The organism is Tsukamurella tyrosinosolvens, from assembly GCF_900104775.1.
In the GTDB taxonomy this organism is placed as follows: Bacteria; Actinomycetota; Actinomycetes; order Mycobacteriales; family Mycobacteriaceae; genus Tsukamurella; species Tsukamurella tyrosinosolvens.
On record NZ_FNSA01000003.1, the window covers coordinates 503,716 to 520,897 of the forward strand.

Below are 17,182 nucleotides of genomic sequence, written 5' to 3' on the forward strand. Positions count from 1 at the left end.
TCAGTTCCCCTTCGTGGCCGGTGGCGGGGCGGTCTCGTCCGCCTCGAGGCCCAGCCGCTCGGCCATCTCCTCGAGCGGAATGCCCTTGGTCTCCGGCATCACCTTTATCACCCAGAGCAGCTGCAGCACCATGAACCCGAAGAAGATCGAGAAGGCGACGCCGCCGCCGAAGGCGCCGATGATGGGCGGGAACGCGAAGCTCGTGATGGCGGCCCACACCCAGTGCGTGAGGCTACCGAGCGCCTGCCCGCGCCCGCGGATGCTGTTGGGGAAGATCTCCGAGAGGAACACCCAGATCACGGCGCCCTGGCCGAAGGCGTGCGAGGCGATGAAGACCATCAGCCCCAGGAGGACCAGGATCGACGAGGTGCTGTCGAACGAGCGGCCGTCGCTCTCGTAGTAGAACATCACCGATGCCATGAAGCCGAGGGAGCCCAGGTAGCCCACCGAGCCGACCAGCATGAGCCGGCGGCGCCCGAGCCGGTCGATCACCGTCAGAGCGGCCATCGTGGCGACGAGGTTCATCACCCCGACCGCGACGGACATCAGGTACGCCGCGTTGGTGCTGGCGCCGGCGTCCTGCATGACGCGCGGCGCGTAGTAGAGGATCGCGTTGATGCCGGACATCTGGTTGAAGAAGGCGATCGCGACGGCGAGGAGGATCACCTTGCGGTGGCCGCGGGTGTAGAACTTCGACTTCTCGGTGCCCTGCTCGGCGGCGAGCGTCTCCTGGATCTCCGCCATCTGCGCGTCGGCCTCCGCCGGCGTGGAGCAGAGCCGCTCGGAAGTGGCGCGCGCCGCCGCGAGGTCGCCGTGGCCGGCGAGCCAGCGGGGCGTCTCCGGCACCGTCGGGAGCATGACCAGGAACAGCACCGCCGGCACGACCATGACCCCGAGCATCCAGCGCCAGGCGTTCGGGTCGTCGCCGAGGATCGTGCGGATGATCGCGTTCGACGCGTAGGCCACCAGGATGCCCAGGACGATGTTGAACTGCACCAGGCCGACGAGTCGTCCGCGGAACTTCGGCGGCGCGATCTCGGCGGTGTAGATCGGGGCGCACACGCTCGACGCGCCGATGCCGAGGCCGCCGAGGAACCGGAACGCCTGTAGCACCTCGACCGAGGAGGTGGGGGCGAACGCGCAGCCCACGGCGCTCACGACGTACAGCACGCCGATCGCGTACAGCACCTTCTTCCGCCCGAATCGGTCCGCGAGCCGGCCGGACACGATCGCACCGACGATGGTCCCGATGAGCGCGGTGGTCACCGTGAAGCCGAGCGCCGCGTCGGACAGGTGGAACTGTTCCTGGATCTGCTCCTCGGCGCCGGAGATCACCGCCGTGTCGAATCCGAAGATGAGTCCGCCGGTCGCCGCGACGACGGCGCTCCTGATCACGAGTGCCTTCATGCTCCGAACGTAGGCGCCCGCCGCGGCACCCCGAGCGATAACAACTGAAACGCTCACCACCGCAGAACGATCGGAAGCAAACACGAATCGACTGGTCGGCAGCCGCACCGCGGGCCGTCGCGTTTGCCAGAATGGACCCCATGACGAACCTCAGCGAGACCGGCGGCAACCCCCGGATCGGCACGGCGCTCACCCCCGGTGCCACGAAGGCGCTGATGCTGGGTTCGGGCGAGCTGGGCAAGGAGGTGGTGATCGCCTTCCAGCGCCTCGGCGTCGAGACGATCGCCGTCGACCGCTACGCGAACGCGCCCGCGATGCAGGTCGCGCACCGCAGCCACGTCATCGACATGACCGATGCGGCCGAGGTGCGGCGCGTCATCGAGGAGGAGAAGCCCGACTTCGTGGTCCCCGAGATCGAGGCGCTCGCCACGGACGCCCTGGTCGCCATCGACGAGGAGGGCCTCGCCGAGGTCATCCCGACGGCGCGGGCCGTCGCGCTGACGATGAACCGCGAGGGCATCCGCAAGCTCGCGGCGGAGGAGCTGGGCCTGCCGTGCTCGCCGTACGCCTTCGCCTCGTCGCTCGACGAGGTGCGGACCGCGTCCCGCGAGGTCGGTTTCCCGTGCGTCATCAAGCCGGTGATGTCGAGCTCGGGCAAGGGCCAGTCGGTGGTCCGGTCGGTCGAGGAGCTCGACGGTGCCTGGGAGTACGCCGTGGAGGGCGGTCGCGTCCGCAACGAGCGGGTGATCGTCGAGGGTTTCGTCGACTTCGACTACGAGATCACGCTGCTCACGGTGCGCGTCTACGACGCCGAGCGCGGCAAGGTGGTCACCCGCTTCTGCGAGCCCATCGGGCACCGGCAGTCGGACGGCGACTACGTCGAGTCCTGGCAGCCGCAGGCGATGAGCCAGGCCGCCTACGACGCGGCGACCTCCGTCGCGGGCCGCATCACCACCGCCCTCGGCGACGGCGGCACCGGCGGCCGCGGGGTCTTCGGGGTCGAGCTCTTCGTCAAGGGCGACGACGTCTACTTCTCCGAGGTCTCGCCCCGACCGCACGACACCGGCCTGGTGACCCTGGGCTCGCAGCGGCTCTCCGAGTTCGAGCTGCACGCCCGCGCGATCCTCGGCCTGCCCGTGGACACCTCGCTCATGTCGCCCGCGGCGTCCGCGGTGATCTACGGGACGAAGGACAGCAGCTCGGTCGCCTTCGACAGCGTCACGCGTGCGCTCGACGTACCCGAGAGCGACCTGCGCCTGTTCGGCAAGCCGGAGGGGTACGCCAAGCGTCGGCTCGGCGTCGCGGTCGCGACCGCCGACACCGTCGAGGTGGCGCGCGCCAACGCCGCGGAGGCGGCGGGCCGGGTGGTCGTCGTCGACAGCGAGGATCCCGTCCAGCAGGGCGCGCCGGAGACGACCGCGGTGCCGATCCAGCGCCCGCAGCCGCCGCTCGACGATCCGTCCACCCGCGCGATGCCTGCGCAGCGCCCTGCCCAGCCCCCGGTTCAGCAGCCTCCGGCGCAACAGATCCCGGTGCAGAAGGCGCCCCCGCAGTCCGCGCCGCCCCAGGCCGGCCCGGCGCAGGGCCCGGCGGGACAGCCGCCGGTCCAGCCCGCACCGCCCACGGCGGCGTCGCCCGTCGTACCGCCCGCCCCGCCGACCGCGGCCTCGCCGGTCGTGCCGCCGCAGCAGGGCTCGCCGCGCGTGGCCCCGCCCCAGGCCGGCCCCGGCGAGCCGATCGCCCCGACGAGCATGCACCCCGTCGCCGCCCGCCGGCCCGCGCCGCCGCGCCCGATCCAGCCCGCCCCGCGGCCCGCGACGGGCGAGACCGCGACGCGGCCGAAGACGCCGAAGACCGAGGAGTACGACCACAATCCGCCCACCTCGCTGGGCCTGCCCCCGCAGCGCCCGCAGGACTAGGTAGCGGACTGGGCGAAACGCTCGAAGGCCTCCACCCAGGCCTCCGCGGAGAGGTCGCGGGGGAGCGGTGTGCCGCGGTGGCCGCGCCCGGCGGCCCACCTCCGTGCCTCCGCCCGACGGTGCCGCGGCGCCACGCCCGCCAGGACCTCGGGCAGCCCGTGGCCGCGGCCGGTGAAGACGGCATGGACGAAGGCGGCGTAGTCGCGTCGCCGAGCCGGGGGAATCAGTGGCGCGTCGCGGCGGGTGATCGTCAGCAGGCCCGCGTCCACGGAGGGGCGAGGGGTGAAGGCGGAGGCCGGGATCCGTCCCGCGAGTCCGAAGTCGTACCAGGGCGACCACTGCGCAGTCATCATCGTCGCTCCGCCGACGCCGGCCCGCCGTCGCGCGACCTCCCACTGCACAATGAGGACCGCCCCGGTCCAGTGCGGCGCGTGCAGCAGCTTGCGCAGCACGGCGGTGGTCAGGTGGAAGGGCAGATTCCCCACCACCGCATGAGGTTCCGCCGGTAGCCGGTGTCGGAGGAAGTCGCCGTGCACGACGGTCACCGCCGGCAGTCGCCCACGCAGGCGCCGGGCGTGGCCGCCGTCGATCTCGACGGCGGTGACGGGGCGGCCCAGTCGGAGGAGCGGATCGGTCAAGGCGCCTGCGCCGGGGCCGATCTCGATGATGGGCCCGTCGGTGTGGCGGGCGAGGTCGACGAAGCGGCCGATGACGGCACCGTCGGTGAGGAAGTTCTGGCCGTGCTCGTGACGGCCCCCGTGATGGGTGGGCATGAAGGGAGTTCTCCGGGTCGAGGATCACCCGGGCAGCGCGAATCGCCGCCCAGCGGAAGGATGCTGGGGCGGTGAAGCCGAGATGGTGTGGTGGGCTCCGCCGCCGCTACGCGCGGCCGCGGTCCACGACTGCCGCCGCTGCTGCGGCGGCTGCTGCCGAAGAACTCACGAGGTGCACCCTAGGTGCCGGAGCGGCGGGATGCCAGCGGATTATCCGCGCTGCAGCCAGTAGGCCTGCGACTTGATCCGGTCCTTGGGCAGGCCGAAGTCGCGCTTCGCGGCCTTGGTGATCTCGCGCGTCGCCTTGGTCTCGGCGGCGACGAACAGGAAGGCGTCCGAACCGATTCCGCCGCCGATCACGGTGGAGACCAGTGTGGCGCCGCGGTTCTCGCGCGGCACCCAGGTGACGGCCTCGCTCTGCACGGGCAGCTCCCGCTCGGCGTCGTGCTGGTACTCCAGGTACACGCGACAGGGGGCCTGCGCGGTGCCGAGGATGCTGTTGATGGCGGGGATCGAGGCGGCGTCGCCCACGAGCACGTACTCCGACGGTGCCGGCTCCTCCGGGACCGTCAGGTCGGCGCCCATCATGGTGGCGGCGATGCGGTCGCCGGGCTCGGCGTCGAGGGCCCAGCGCGGCGCGGGACCCTCGTGCATCGCGAACTCGATCGTGAACTCCGAGCCCTCCGGCGCGACGATCGTGTAGCCGCGCTGCACGAGCGTCCCCTCGTCCGCATCGGTGGTGGCAGCACCGCTCTTCGGCACCCACAGGCGCACCCACATGGTCGGGAACCACGGGTTCTCCTGCAGGAAGTCGCCGCCGTCGAAACGGATCCGGTGGTAGTGCTCGCTGACGGCCTCCGTCGACAGCACCGTGAAAACGTAGTCGTCCGCCCGCATCGCCTTGAGGATCAGGCCGGTCACTCCTCTACCCATGAAGCTGAGGCTACCCTAATCAACCCGATCATCGCGAGCACATGCCACGTGCGCTGGGGCGATACGGGTTAAGCTTCCTCAATTTTTCACACGGTCCAGCAGAGGAGCCGCGGGATGGAGATGTCCAACGATTGGGGTGCGGAGTGGGCCGCGAGCGCGTGGTGGCTGCTCAAGGCAGTCGCGATCACCACGCCGATCTTCGTGATCGTGCTCGCTATCTGCTTCGTGAGCACGCGGTGGGGGCGGCAGTTCTGGCGCGTCTCCGGCGCCTACTTCACGGGCCGCGACTCCTGGCGCGTCTACGCCCGGATCCTGCTGCTCATCGTGTCGACGCTGGCGGCCGTCCGGCTGTCGGTGCTGTTCACGTACTTCTACAACGACTCGCAGACGGCGCTGCAGTACGCCGTGCAGGCGGTGTCGAAGGGGGATTCGCCGGCGCTGCAGGCGGCCGAGGACGGATTCTGGTTGTCGATGCGGATCTTCGCGCTGCTCGCCGTGCTGTGGGTGGCGCGGGCGCTGATCGACTACCTCGTGAACCAGTGGCTCGTCATCGACTGGCGGATCTGGCTCACCGAGCGCATCGTCGACGACTACCTCGACGGTGAGGCGTACTACCGCAACCGATTCATCGACGACACGATCGACAACCCCGACCAGCGGATCCAGGCGGACATCACCGCGTTCGTGGGCACGTCGGTGTCCCTGTCGTTCGGGGCGGTCAGCGCGGTGGCGTCGATCATCTCCTTCACGAAGATCCTCTGGGAGTTGTCCGCGCCCATGACGATCCTCGGCGTCACGATTCCGCGGGCGATGCTGTGGCTGGTGTTCGCGTACGTCCTGATCAGCACGGTGATCGCGTTCTGGATCGGCCGGCCGCTCATCAATCTCAACTTCATCAACGAGCGCCTCACCGCCGCCTACCGGTACGCGCTCGTGCGGCTCCGGGACAACGCCGAGCGGGTGGCGTTCTACCAGGGCGAGCAGGTGGAGCGGCGCACCCTGCTCGGCCGCTTCTCGGCCGTGATCGCGAACACCTGGGCGATCGTGTTCCGCTCCCTGAAGTTCAGTGGGTGGAACCTCACGGTGAGTCAGACGGCGGAGGTGTTCCCGATGGCGATCCAGGCGCCGCGGGTGTTCTCCGGCGAGCTCACCATCGGTGACGTCAGCCAGACCGCGAGTGCGTTCCGGCAGGTGCACGACTCGCTGTCCTTCTTCCGCCTGTCGTACGACGACTTCGCGGAGTACCGCGCGTCCCTCATCCGTCTGGACGGCCTCCTCGCGGCCGACGAGGAGTCCCGGAAACTGCCGCGCATCAAGGGAACCGACGAGGATCGTTCCGTGCGTCTGGACGGCATCGAGGTCCGCAAGCCCGACGGCGCCGTGCTCGTCGAGGACCTCCGGCTGCGGCTGCAGCCCGGCGACGCCGTGGTCGTCAAGGGGGTGTCGGGCTCCGGTAAGACGACGCTGCTCCGCGCGCTCGCGAGGATCTGGCCGTACGCGGACGGGGAGATCGGGCGTCCCGCCGGGTCCGAGACGCTGTTCCTGTCCCAACTGCCGTACCTGCCGCTCGGAGACCTTCGCACCGCGCTCAGCTACCCGGCGGAGCTGGGCGCGTTCAGCGACGACGCGCTGCGGGAGGCCCTCGGCGAGGTCTTCCTGCCGCACCTCGCGGACCGACTCGACGACGAGGACGACTGGGCCGCCGTGCTCTCCCCGGGGGAACAGCAGCGCATCGCGTTCGCGCGCATCCTCCTGATCAGGCCGCAGGCGGTGTTCCTCGACGAGGCCACGTCCGCGGTCGACGAGGGGCTCGAGCACGCGCTGTACACCCTGATCCGCGCCGATGTGCCCGAGGCCGTGCTCGTGAGCGTCGCCCACCGCAGCACCGTCGACCGGCATCACGCGCACCGTCTCGAACTAGACGGGAGCGGATCGTGGGAGTACTCAGCCCTGTAGGCCCGGTACGAGGTCGCGGCCGCCGACGTAGACCGTCCGCCCCGGCGGGGTCCCGGAATCCGCGGCTCCGGCGATCGCGGCGGCGAATTCGCTGACCGTCGGCAGGGGGCCGTGGCTGCGCCGTTCCTCGACGGCGGCGGGGTCGCGGCGCTCCAGGAGGCGAACGATGATCGTGCCCTCGATCATGTCGCCGGACACCACGCGCAGGTCGAGGTCCTCGTCCGCCGCGAGCGCGCGCAGCGCCCGTTCTCCGGCGAGCTTGCTGGCCGCGATCGGCTCGTAGCCGGCGGGCACGGGATGGGTCTCGGAGAAGTGGGCCTGGTGGCTGGTCACGAAGACGATCCGCCCGCCGGGCCGCAGCCGCTCCGCGGCGGCCTGGGCGGCCGCGACCTGCGCGTCCCGGTTCAGCCGCATCGCGTAGTCCGCGTCCGCGCCCAGCTCGAGTCCGCCGGATGCGTTGAGGACGACGGCGTCGATGCCGCCGAACTCGGCGACCGCCGCATCGAGCAGGCGGGTCGGGCCGTCGGTGGTGGTCACGTCCGCGCCCACCGCGATCGCCCGCCCGCCGGCCTCGCGGACCAGCGCGCACACCTTCTCGGCGCGACGCTCCTTCTCCCGGTAGTTCACCACCACGTCGTGCCCGCGCGCGCCGAGCGCCACCGCCGTCTCGGCGCCCACCCCGCGGGACGCCCCGGTCACCACTACGACCGCCATCGCCGAACCTCCGTGCTTCTGATTTCGAACTGCGGTCAGCATGACGCTTCGAATTCAGAAGCGCAAGTAGGCTCTGTTCCGTGTCAGTGCGTGATGTGGTGCCCCAGCGGCGCGAGGACCCGGACTCCGAGGTCGTCGCGGCGATGGATCTGCTCGGCCAGCGCTGGGTGCTGCGCATCGTCTGGGAACTCGAGCCCGGCTCGCTGGGCTTCCTCGAATTGCGCAGGCGCATGGGCAATTGCAGCTCCAGCGTGCTCGCCACCCGGCTCGCGCAATTGGTCGAGAAGGGCATCGCCCGCAAACTCCCCGACAAGCAGTACGAACTCACGCCCCGCGGCGAGGCGCTCGGCCGCGCCCTGTGGCCGGTCTGGGACTGGGCCGCGGGCTGAGCCGCACTCCGTGTCGGATGGTGACCGCTGAGCGACCACAATCCGACACAGGATGCGCCTTGAACGAGCGTGCCGATCGCGGCGCGTCGGTCGTGACACTCGCTTAGGATGTTGCGCATGCAGAAGCGGACGATTCGGACCTTTCCTGGCGTGTTCGCCGCGGCGGCGATGGCGCTGGTGGTGCCCGGCGTGGTCGGGGTGGGCGCAGCATCCGCGATCCCACTGTCGGGCGGGAGTGCCGGATGTTCGAGATGAAGCCGGGCTACGAGTGCCGGTTCGGGGAGTGGCGCATCGACCGTTCGCCGCCTCGGGTGGGCAAGGCGTGTGAGACCTTCGACAAGGCGCCCGGGCTCGTGTGCCGAGCCGGTCGCTGGCGCGCGGATACGACGCCGGAGGTCGGCGAACCGTGCAGGCCGTCGATGAGCGATAGGGGCCGCGGGCTGGAATGCCGCGGCGGCACGTGGCGCCGCGAGTAGTGCGTCGGCCACCGAATTAGAATCATCATGAGCGAAAAGTGCCGCCGCCCCGAAAAATCGGGACGGCGGCACCGTCGTACTAGGGCTCGTGACTAGTCTTGCTGGACCTTGCCCGGCTCGGAGGCGGCCAGCATGTCGCCGCGCTCGACGACCTTCACGCGCTCGCGGCCCTCGGCCTCGCCCAGGCTGCGCTCGTGCTCGTCGAGGCGGTACCAGCCGTCCCAGGTGGTGTACGGGGTGTCGTGGTCGTCCAGCCAGTCGGTGACGCCGGTGGTCGACGGGTCCGACGGGGCGTTCAGCTTGCCGGCGTGGAAGTCCTCCAGCAGGCATGCGATGGTCTCGTTGGCGTCGCCCTTGGTGTGGCCGATGAGGCCGACGGGGCCGCGCTTGATCCAGCCCGTGGTGTACACGCCCGTGATGTGCTGACCTGCGTCGACGACGCGCCCGGCCTCGTTGGGGATGACGCCGGCCTGATCGTCGAAGGGGATCTCCGGGAGGTCGTTCGACAGGTAGCCGACGGCGCGGTAGACGGCGCCGATCTCCCAGTCGGTGAACTTGCCGGTCCCGCGCACGTTGCCGGTGCCGTCGAGCTCGGTGCGCTCGGTGCGCAGGCCCGTGACCTTGCCGTTCTCGCCGAGGATCTCGACGGGCGACTCGAAGAGGTGGATGAACAGCTTGTGCGGGCGGTTGTTGGGCTCGCGGATCGCGTAGTTCTCGAGGATCGTGGCGACCTGGTCGGTGATCTTCGACTCGCGGCGGGCCTTGGCCGAACCCTCGTCGTACTCGATGTCCTCGGGGTTCACGACGACCTCGATGGTCTGCGAGTGATCGAGCTCCTTGAGCTCCAGCGGGGTGAACTTCACCTGCGCCGGGCCGCGGCGGCCGAAGACGTGCACCTCCTTGGCCTTGTTGACCTTGAGGCCCTCATAGACGTTCGGCGGGATCTCCGTCGGGAGCAGCTCGTCGGCGGTCTTGGCCAGTACACGGGCCACGTCGAGGCCGACGTTGCCGACGCCGAGGACGGCCACCTTCTCCTCCGTCAGCGGCCACTCGCGGGAGAAGTCCGGGTGCCCGTCGTACCAGGCCACGAACTCGGCGGCGCCGTAGCTGCCGTCCAGGTCGATGCCGGGGATCTCCAGGTTGCGGTCGGCGACGGCGCCCGTGGAGAAGATCACGGCGTCGTAGTGGCGACGCACGTCCTCGAGGGTGAAGTCCTTGCCGAAGTCGAGGTTGCCGAGCAGGCGCACCTGCGGCTTGTCGAGCACCTTGTGCAGCGCGGTGATGATGCCCTTGATCCGCGGATGATCAGGCGCGACGCCGTACCGGATCAGGCCGAACGGGGCCGGCATCTTCTCGAAGAGGTCGATGCTGACGCCGGGGTCCTTCGCCTCGTCGGACTTCATGAGGGCGTCCGCCGCGTAGATACCAGCGGGGCCCGCGCCCACGATCGCGACGCGCAACGGGCGGTTCTGTTCGGTCATGTGAAGTCGGCTACCTTGTCTGCATACGCGGTTGAAGTTCCCCACCAGGTTAGTGCGGACTTATCAACTGTTCCTAGTGCGGGTGGTCCATCCCACCCCGGCCAGGAACTGGAACGTGTTCTAGTAGCAGAGGGTAGAGACTTCAGTGAGCGCAGACAAGACCCCCGCCGGACCGCCGCCTGAACGCCGCACCACGGCGACCCCGTTCGTCATCGCGCTCGTGGTCGCCGTCGTGCTGATCGGCGGCGTCCTCGCCTGGAACGCGATCCGCCCCTCCGACGAGCGGCTCAGCGACTCCGCGCAGGTCCAGGTCACGATCGGCCAGTACTACGGCGCCCTGAACAAGGGGCGGTACTCGGATCTCGTCGCCAATACGTGCGCCAAGGACCGCTCCGCCGCCGACTTCCCGAAGGAGGCCGGCTTCCCCGACGCGCGCAAGGCCGCCGTCGAGCGCGACGGCGAGGCGAAACTGGAGGAGAAGGACGTCAAGAACCTCACCGTGAACGGCGACTCCGCGTCCGCCGATCTCACGGTGCGGTACGAGAAGGCGGGCGAGCGCACCGAGCAGGCGAAGTTCGTCCGCGAAGACGGCAAGTGGAAGAAGTGCTCGTGAACTACGCTGGAAACCTGACGCCCCGCGAGGCCTGGGAGCTGCTGGAACAGGACCCGTCGGCCGTCCTCGTGGACTGCCGCACCGAGGCCGAGTGGAACTACGTCGGCATCCCCGAGCTCTCCCAGGTCGGGCGGAACCCCGTGCTCGTCGAGTGGCAGCGCTACCCCGACGGTGCGCTCAACCCGACGTTCGTCGAGGAGCTCCGCGCCAAGGGCGTCACCGACGACGCGCCCGTCGTCTTCCTCTGTCGCTCCGGGCACCGCTCGATCGGCGCCGCGGAGACCGCGACCGCCGCCGGCGTGCAGCGCGCCTACAACGTGCTCGACGGCTTCGAAGGCCCCATCGACGCACTCGGACATCGGGGCGTCGCGGGCTGGCGCGCCGACGGCCTGCCCTGGCGGCAGTTCTAGGCTGAAGCCATGACGGAGTTCAGCCCCCTGCCCGACGGCCTGCGGCCCGAGACGTACGCCGTGCGCGGCGGAGTCCTGCGCACGAACTACGAGGAGACCTCCGAGGCGCTGTTCCTGAATTCGGGCTACACCTACGAGAGCGCCGAGGCCGCCGAGGCCGCGTTCAACGGCGACATCGACCGGTTCGTCTACTCGCGCTACGGCAACCCGACGGTGGCAATGTTCCAGGAGCGCCTGCGCCTCTTGGAGGGCGCTGAGGCGTGCTTCGCGACCGCCTCCGGCATGTCGGCGGTCTTCACCGCGCTCGGCGCGCTGCTCAAGGCCGGCGACCGGCTCGTGGCGGCCCGCTCGCTGTTCGGCTCCTGCTACGTCGTGTGCAACGAGATCCTGCCGCGCTGGGGCATCGAGACCGTCTTCGTCGACGGCGAGGACCTCGCGCAGTGGGAGGAGGCGCTCAGCGTCCCCACCCAGGCGGTGTTCTTCGAGACGCCCGCGAACCCGATGCAGGGCCTGGTCGACGTGCGCGCCGTGGCCTCGCTGGCGCACGCCGCGGGCGCGCAGGTGGTGCTCGACGCCGGCTTCACGCCCGTCGGCTACCAGGACTCGCTCGGCATGGGCGCCGACGTGATCGTCCATTCCTCCACCAAGACCATGGACGGCCAGGGCCGCGTCATGGGCGGCGCGATCCTCGGCCGGTTCGACTACATCGACGGCCCGGTGAAGCAGCTGATGCGGCACACCGGTCCCGCGATGGCGCCGTTCAACGCGTGGGTGCTGCTCAAGGCGCTGGAGACGCTGGACCTGCGGGCCGAGCGCGTCAGCGCGAACGCGCAGAAGGTCGCCGAGTTCCTCGACGCCGACCCGCGCGTCTCGAAGGTGCTCTTCCCCTTCCTGCCCTCGCACCCGCAGCACGAGCTGGCGAAGCGGCAGATGAAGGCCGGGGGCACGGTGATCACCCTGGAGCTGGCCGACGGTGCCCTGGCCGGCAAGGAGCGCGCCTTCGAGTTCCTCAACCGGCTGCAGGTCATCGACATCTCCAACAACTTCGGCGACGCCAAGTCGCTGATCACCCACCCCGCCACCACGACGCATCGAGCGACGGGGCCGGAGGGGCGCGCGAAGATCGGGCTCACCGACTCGATGCTGCGCCTGTCCGTGGGGCTGGAGAACGTCGCCGACCTCATCGCCGACCTGGACCGCGCCCTCGGCTGACCCGCCGGAATGTGCGGTCGTTCGTACTCACGATCGCTCAGCCGGATGACCGCACATCCACCCCAGCTCGCCACCGCCGGACGGCATCCTCGGAGACCGGCGCGCCCCATCCGTGGGGCCGCGCGGCGGAGCCGATGTGGAAGGCGTCGATTCCTGCTCCCATGAGCCGCGGCAGGTGGCCGAGGCGCAGCCCTCCGCCGGCCAGGATCCGGTGCGGTCCTGCGGCTTCCGCGATGAGCGTGGCGATCCCGTCGTCGACGCCGGCGGCCGCACCCGCGGTGAGGAACCCGTCGAGCCCCGGCAGCTCCGCCACGGCGGCCCGCAGCGCAGCGCGGTCCGCGCAGTGATCGATCGCGCGGTGGAACGTCCACGGCGCGCCGTCGATCGCCTCGACGATGCGCGTGACCGCCTGCAGCTCGACCGTCCCGGCGGGCGTGAGGAAGCCGAGCACGAACTCCTCCGCCCCCGCACTCCGCATGTCGGCTGTACGCCGCAGGAGCTCGTCGACGTCCCCGGCCGCGAAACCGTCGGTGACCCGGAGCATCACGCGCGCCGGGATGTCCACGGCGGCACGGACCTCCGCGACGGTGTCGGGGGAGGGACTCAGCCCGTCCGCCGCCATGTCGGCGACGAGCTCCACCCGGTCCGCGCCGCCCTCCTGCGCGGCGACCGCGTCCCGGGCATCCAGAGCGATCACTTCGAGCAACGGCATGAAACCAGTCTCCCAAAGGCGCTGCTGGAAATCCGATGGACCGAAGTGTTGCGGCCGAATACGCTGCCGTGCATGGATATGCGCAAGCTCCCCGAATCGCTGCGGCAGTGCTACTGCCGTCGGTTCGGCGTGCCCGCATAACCTGCGGCAACCCGGGCCGTCGCTTCACCGCCGGCCCGGTGCCCATGCCTCACACGCATGGCTTCTCGGACCGGTGACCATCACATCGAGACGAGAAAGACATGGAGAAGATCAGTAAGTCCTTGGTCTCGTGGGCGTCCATCCTGGACGAGAAGACCCGCGAGCAGGCGATCACCACGGCGAAGCTGCCGTTCATCTACCCGCACATCGCGTTGATGCCCGACGCCCACCTGGGCAAGGGCGCCACCGTCGGTTCGGTCATCCCGAGCCTCGGCGCGGTGATCCCCGCGGCGGTCGGCGTCGACATCGGCTGCGGCATGATCGCGGTCCGCACCCAGTTCACGCTGGCCGACCTGCCCGACGACCGCGCGACGGTCCGCGAGGCCATCGAGCGGGCGATCCCGCTCTCGCCGGGCCGCTACAACAAGAAGGTCGTGGCCACGGCGGAGCCGAGGATCGCGGAGCTGACGGCGCTCGCCGAGCGGGCCGATTTCGACCCGGCCCAGTACGCGGGGAACTGGAAGCTCCAGCTGGGCACGCTAGGCGGAGGGAATCACTTTGCAGAGCTAAGTATTGATGGCGACCAGCGGGTCTGGGCGTTCCTGCACTCCGGCTCCCGCGGCGTGGGCAACAAGATCGCCCAGCACCACATCGCCGTGGCGACCCGCCTGTGCGCGCAGTGGTGGATCGAGCTGCCGGATCGGGACCTGGCCTACCTCGTGGAGGGGACGCCCGAGTTCCGCCGGTACATCGCGGAGCTCACGTGGGCGCAGCACTTCGCGCTGCTCAACCGTGAGGAGATGATGGACCGGGTGATCCGGCAGCTCGGTGAGTGGGTGGGGACGCCCGTCGTCGAGGCGGAGCGGATCAACTGCCACCACAACTTCACCAAGCGCGAGAAGCACTTCGGCAAGGAGGTGTGGGTCTCGAGGAAGGGTGCGATCGAGGCCACCGAGGGCAGGCTCGGCCTCATCCCGGGCTCCATGGGCACCGCGTCGTACATCGTCGAGGGCAAGGGCTACGCCCCGTCGCTGAACAGCTCGCCGCACGGCGCGGGCAGGGAGTACTCCCGGTCCGCGGCCCGGAAGGCCTTCACGCACGAGCAGCTGCGGGAGGCCATGGCGGGCATCGAGTTCCGCGACAGCCCCGACTTCATCGACGAGATCCCGCAGGCCTACAAGCCGATCGACCGCGTCATGGCCGACGCGGAGCAGTTGGTCACGGTCCGCGCCGTCCTGCGCCAGATCGTGAACGTCAAGGGGCAGTGAACCGTTCTCCGGCTGGGAACCCTCAGCCGGGGAACGGCTCCTCCGTGTGACCGACGAGGTCGGCGACGGAGTCGATGGTGCGGGTGGGGCGGTACGGGTAGGCGGTCACCGACTCGCGGGTGGAGATGCCGGTGAGCACCAGGATCGTGCGGAGGCCGGCCTCCAGGCCGCACACGATGTCGGTGTCCATCCGGTCGCCGATCATCAGAGTGTCCGCGGAGTGCGCCCCGAGGGCACGCAGCGCCGACCGCATCATCAGCGAGTTCGGCTTGCCCACGTAGTAGGGGGAGCGGCCCGTGGCCTCGCGGATCAGGGCGGCCACGGCACCGGTCGCGGGCAGTAGGCCGTCGCGCGACGGCCCCGTCGGGTCCGGGTTCGTGGCGATGAAGCGCGAGCCGCGGTCGATCAGGCGGATCGCCGTGGTGATCGCCTCGAACGAGTACGTGCGGGTCTCGCCGAGCACCACGTAGTCCGGATCGTTGTCGGTGAGCACGTAGCCCGCGTCGTGCAGCGCCGTCGTCAGGCCCGACTCGCCGACGACGTAGGCGGTGCCGTTCGGCCGCTGGTCCTGGAGGAACTTCGCGGTGGCGAGCGCGGAGGTCCAGATCCGCGACTCGGGGATGTCGAGGCCGGTGGCGACCAGGCGGGCGCGCAGGTCGCGCGGGGTGCGCGTCGAGTTGTTGGTGAGCACCATGAACGGCGTCCCGCCGGCCGTCAGCTCCGCGATGAAGGCGTCGGCGCCGGGGATCAGGTGCTCCTCGTGGACCAGCACCCCGTCCATGTCCATCAGGTACGTCCACTCGCTCATGCCCGCGAATCTACTCCCGGAGGTTTGGCGTCGCCGTGATTCGAACCTTGACGCCGGGCCGCGCGACAGGGCATTCTCGACGCAGGTCATGAGTGCCAGTGACAAGCCCCGGCTCGCTGGTCGGCAACCCTCCTCCGCGGTGGGGTGCTCCGGGTGACGACCTGGCCGTGCCGAACCGTGCACGGCAAGCGCGGATTCGCGGCACTCATCGTTCGGTGCCGTGCGTCCTGATACCGAAGGACATCTCTCATGAGCATCGCCACCACCGAGCGCACCGTCTGCCTCACCCCGACCGTCACGTCGCCCGTCACCGCCGTCCGCAGCACGCCGCTCTCGCTGGGCCCCCTCGCCTCGGTCACCGGTGCCGACGAGTACGCCCCGCTCAACGACGGTGCGACGGTCCGCTACGCCAACTTCGACTACGCCGCGAGCGCTCCCGCCCTGGTCGAGGTGCAGGCGGCCGTCCAGGAGGCGCTGGGGGAGTACGCGAGCGTGCACCGCGGCGCCGGCTACCTCTCTCAGCGCTCCACCTCCCGCTACGAGCGGGCTCGCGAGGTGGTCGCCGAGTTCGTGGGCGCCCGCGCCGACGACCACGTCATCTTCACCGGCAACACCACCGACTCGATCAACCTGCTGGCGGGCTGCGTGCCCGGCGAGGTCGTGGTCCTCGATTGCGAGCACCACGCGAACCTGCTGCCGTGGAAGCGGATCGGCGCCCGCGTGATCTCCGCGCCGCTGTCGATCGAGGGCACCCTCGAGGTGCTCGAGAAGGAGCTGCGCGCGCGTCCCGCGGCCCTGGTCAGCGTGACCGGCGCCTCCAACGTCACGGGTGAGGTGCTGCCCATCCGCCGGCTCGCCGCGCTCGCGCACCGGCACGGTGCGCGGATCGCGGTCGACGGCGCCCAGCTGGTGCCGCACCGTCGGATCTCGCTGCGCGAGAGCGGCGTCGACTACCTCGCCTTCTCCGGACACAAGCTGTACGCGCCCTTCGGCTCCGGCGTGCTCGTCGGCCGCGCAGACTGGCTCGACGAGGCCGAGCCCGTCCGCTGCGGCGGCGGCGCCAGCTACGAGGTGATCGGCACGCCCGTCTCGAAGTCCGTCGAGGTGGCCTGGCACACCGGGCCCGCGCGGCACGAGGCCGGCTCGCCGAACGTCCTGGGCGCCGTCGCGATCGCCGCGGCGTGCGAGGCCATCGAGCGCCTCGGCGAGGACGCCATCGCCCGCCACGAGCGGTTCCTCACCGACCTGCTGCTGCGCTCGCTCGAGGGTGTCGACGGGGTCCGCACGCTGAAGATCTGGGCCGACTCCACCGAGCGGGTGGGCATCGTGGCCTTCACCGTCGCCGGCCGCACGCCCCGCGAGGTCGCCGAGTTCCTCTCGTCCGAGCACGGGATCGGCGTGCGCGACGGGAAGTTCTGCGCCCACCCCGTCGTTCACCGATTGGGATGCTACGACGGCGCCGTCCGCGCGAGCATCGGCCTCGGCACGAGCGAGAACGACGTGCGTCGCCTGGCGCACGCCCTCGAAGACCTGTCCGCACGAGCGAAGTGAACCCGGAGGAACCCATGACCGTCTCCCGCCCCGCACTGGTGGTCACCGTCGACGGTGAGCCCGCGGCGACCAGTCTGACGCGCGTCCGCGCCGCCGACCTGCGCCTCGCGCAGCGGGAGCGCGGCTACCTGCGCGCCGAGGCCGAGCGCGCCGGGCGGGAGCCGGCCGCGGTCGCGCTCGAGGTCGACGTCGTGATCGACGAGCGCGCCGCGGACGCCCGCGCCAGCTACGCCCCGAGCGGCGCCGCGCCGCAGGGCATCACGTACATCGGCACCCCGTCGGGCCTGAAGTCCCTGATCGAGGACGTCTACGCGGCCGAGGTCGCCGACGCGGTGGTCCTGCGACCCGTGGGCGGTGCCCGCACCAAGGACCTGATCGCCACCCTGCTGGCGGCGTAGCGCCCGCGGGCATACTGGTCG

16 protein-coding genes and 1 riboswitch are annotated in these 17,182 nt (G+C 70.5%); of the genes, 9 read left to right on the plus strand and 7 right to left on the minus strand.

What is annotated here, in order from left to right; translation table 11 throughout:
• Positions 1-1,515 carry a sugar porter family MFS transporter gene (locus BLW32_RS03755; protein ID WP_331710744.1) on the minus strand — a complete coding sequence of 505 codons (1,515 nt, stop codon included), beginning with the start codon at positions 1,513-1,515 and terminating at the stop codon, positions 1-3.
• A 32-nt stretch (positions 1,516-1,547) separates the two neighbouring features.
• Between BLW32_RS03755 and purT the strand changes: the two genes are divergently transcribed.
• Positions 1,548-3,326: a formate-dependent phosphoribosylglycinamide formyltransferase gene (gene purT / locus BLW32_RS03760; RefSeq protein ID WP_231857317.1), complete on the plus strand. Its 1,779-nt coding sequence runs from the start codon at positions 1,548-1,550 to the stop codon at positions 3,324-3,326.
• On the opposite strand, the gene erm is transcribed toward purT, so the two are convergent.
• Together erm and BLW32_RS03770 are read right to left on the minus strand one after the other, a co-directional pair.
• On the minus strand, positions 3,323-4,099 hold the full coding sequence (erm, locus tag BLW32_RS03765) for a 23S ribosomal RNA methyltransferase Erm (RefSeq protein WP_068740713.1): 777 nt from the start codon (positions 4,097-4,099) through the stop codon (positions 3,323-3,325). The genes purT and erm overlap by 4 nt on opposite strands.
• A gap of 210 nt (positions 4,100-4,309) precedes the next feature.
• Positions 4,310-5,032 (minus strand): siderophore-interacting protein, encoded by a 723-nt coding sequence (locus BLW32_RS03770; protein ID WP_074850346.1) that lies wholly within the window; start codon positions 5,030-5,032, stop codon positions 4,310-4,312.
• Between the two features lie 114 nt (positions 5,033-5,146).
• On the opposite strand from BLW32_RS03770, the gene BLW32_RS03775 reads away from it, so the two are divergent.
• Entirely contained in the window at positions 5,147-6,988 is a 1,842-nt protein-coding gene (locus BLW32_RS03775) for an ABC transporter ATP-binding protein/permease (protein ID WP_068740715.1), read from the plus strand.
• Here BLW32_RS03775 and BLW32_RS03780 read toward each other — a convergent pair.
• Positions 6,977-7,702: an SDR family oxidoreductase gene (locus BLW32_RS03780; RefSeq protein ID WP_068740716.1), complete on the minus strand. Its 726-nt coding sequence runs from the start codon at positions 7,700-7,702 to the stop codon at positions 6,977-6,979. The genes BLW32_RS03775 and BLW32_RS03780 overlap by 12 nt on opposite strands.
• An 80-nt stretch (positions 7,703-7,782) precedes the next feature.
• Here BLW32_RS03780 and BLW32_RS03785 point away from each other — a divergent pair, with 80 nt between their 5' ends.
• Positions 7,783-8,091, plus strand: coding sequence for a winged helix-turn-helix transcriptional regulator (locus tag BLW32_RS03785; RefSeq protein ID WP_231857318.1), 309 nt, complete (start codon positions 7,783-7,785; stop codon positions 8,089-8,091).
• 568 nt (positions 8,092-8,659) lie between these two features.
• On the opposite strand, the gene BLW32_RS03795 is transcribed toward BLW32_RS03785, so the two are convergent.
• Positions 8,660-10,048: an FAD-dependent oxidoreductase gene (locus tag BLW32_RS03795; RefSeq protein ID WP_068740718.1), complete on the minus strand. Its 1,389-nt coding sequence runs from the start codon at positions 10,046-10,048 to the stop codon at positions 8,660-8,662.
• A gap of 145 nt (positions 10,049-10,193) precedes the next feature.
• On the opposite strand from BLW32_RS03795, the gene BLW32_RS03800 reads away from it, so the two are divergent.
• Genes BLW32_RS03800 through BLW32_RS03810 form a run of 3 tightly spaced genes read left to right on the plus strand, consistent with a single transcriptional unit; the run spans position 10,194 to position 12,283 of the window.
• Complete coding sequence (locus tag BLW32_RS03800) at positions 10,194-10,661, plus strand: Rv0361 family membrane protein (protein ID WP_068523620.1); 468 nt, start codon at positions 10,194-10,196, stop codon at positions 10,659-10,661.
• Positions 10,658-11,071 carry a rhodanese-like domain-containing protein gene (locus tag BLW32_RS03805; protein WP_068524689.1) on the plus strand — a complete coding sequence of 138 codons (414 nt, stop codon included), beginning with the start codon at positions 10,658-10,660 and terminating at the stop codon, positions 11,069-11,071. The genes BLW32_RS03800 and BLW32_RS03805 overlap by 4 nt, the downstream gene beginning before the upstream one ends.
• A gap of 9 nt (positions 11,072-11,080) precedes the next feature.
• Complete coding sequence (locus tag BLW32_RS03810; RefSeq protein ID WP_068740719.1) at positions 11,081-12,283, plus strand: O-succinylhomoserine sulfhydrylase; 1,203 nt, start codon at positions 11,081-11,083, stop codon at positions 12,281-12,283.
• A gap of 37 nt (positions 12,284-12,320) precedes the next feature.
• On the opposite strand, the gene BLW32_RS03815 is transcribed toward BLW32_RS03810, so the two are convergent.
• A complete protein-coding gene (locus BLW32_RS03815) occupies positions 12,321-12,995 on the minus strand; it encodes a copper homeostasis protein CutC (RefSeq protein ID WP_068740720.1) in 675 nt (224 codons plus the stop codon).
• Positions 12,996-13,237: 242 nt separating this feature from the next.
• Between BLW32_RS03815 and BLW32_RS03820 the strand changes: the two genes are divergently transcribed.
• The gene (locus BLW32_RS03820) at positions 13,238-14,404 is read left to right on the plus strand and encodes an RtcB family protein (protein ID WP_068740721.1); all 1,167 of its coding nucleotides are present in this window, start codon (positions 13,238-13,240) and stop codon (positions 14,402-14,404) included.
• 22 nt (positions 14,405-14,426) lie between these two features.
• Here the strand turns inward: BLW32_RS03820 and BLW32_RS03825 are convergent, their stop codons facing one another.
• Positions 14,427-15,212 carry an HAD-IIA family hydrolase gene (locus BLW32_RS03825; RefSeq protein ID WP_068740722.1) on the minus strand — a complete coding sequence of 262 codons (786 nt, stop codon included), beginning with the start codon at positions 15,210-15,212 and terminating at the stop codon, positions 14,427-14,429.
• A gap of 84 nt (positions 15,213-15,296) precedes the next feature.
• Positions 15,297-15,409, plus strand: a riboswitch (SAM riboswitch).
• A 52-nt stretch (positions 15,410-15,461) separates the two neighbouring features.
• Here BLW32_RS03825 and BLW32_RS03830 point away from each other — a divergent pair.
• Complete coding sequence (locus BLW32_RS03830; RefSeq protein WP_082791271.1) at positions 15,462-16,763, plus strand: aminotransferase class V-fold PLP-dependent enzyme; 1,302 nt, start codon at positions 15,462-15,464, stop codon at positions 16,761-16,763.
• 14 nt (positions 16,764-16,777) lie between these two features.
• Entirely contained in the window at positions 16,778-17,161 is a 384-nt protein-coding gene (locus tag BLW32_RS03835; protein ID WP_068523634.1) for a hypothetical protein, read from the plus strand.
• Positions 17,162-17,182 lie beyond the last annotated feature (21 nt).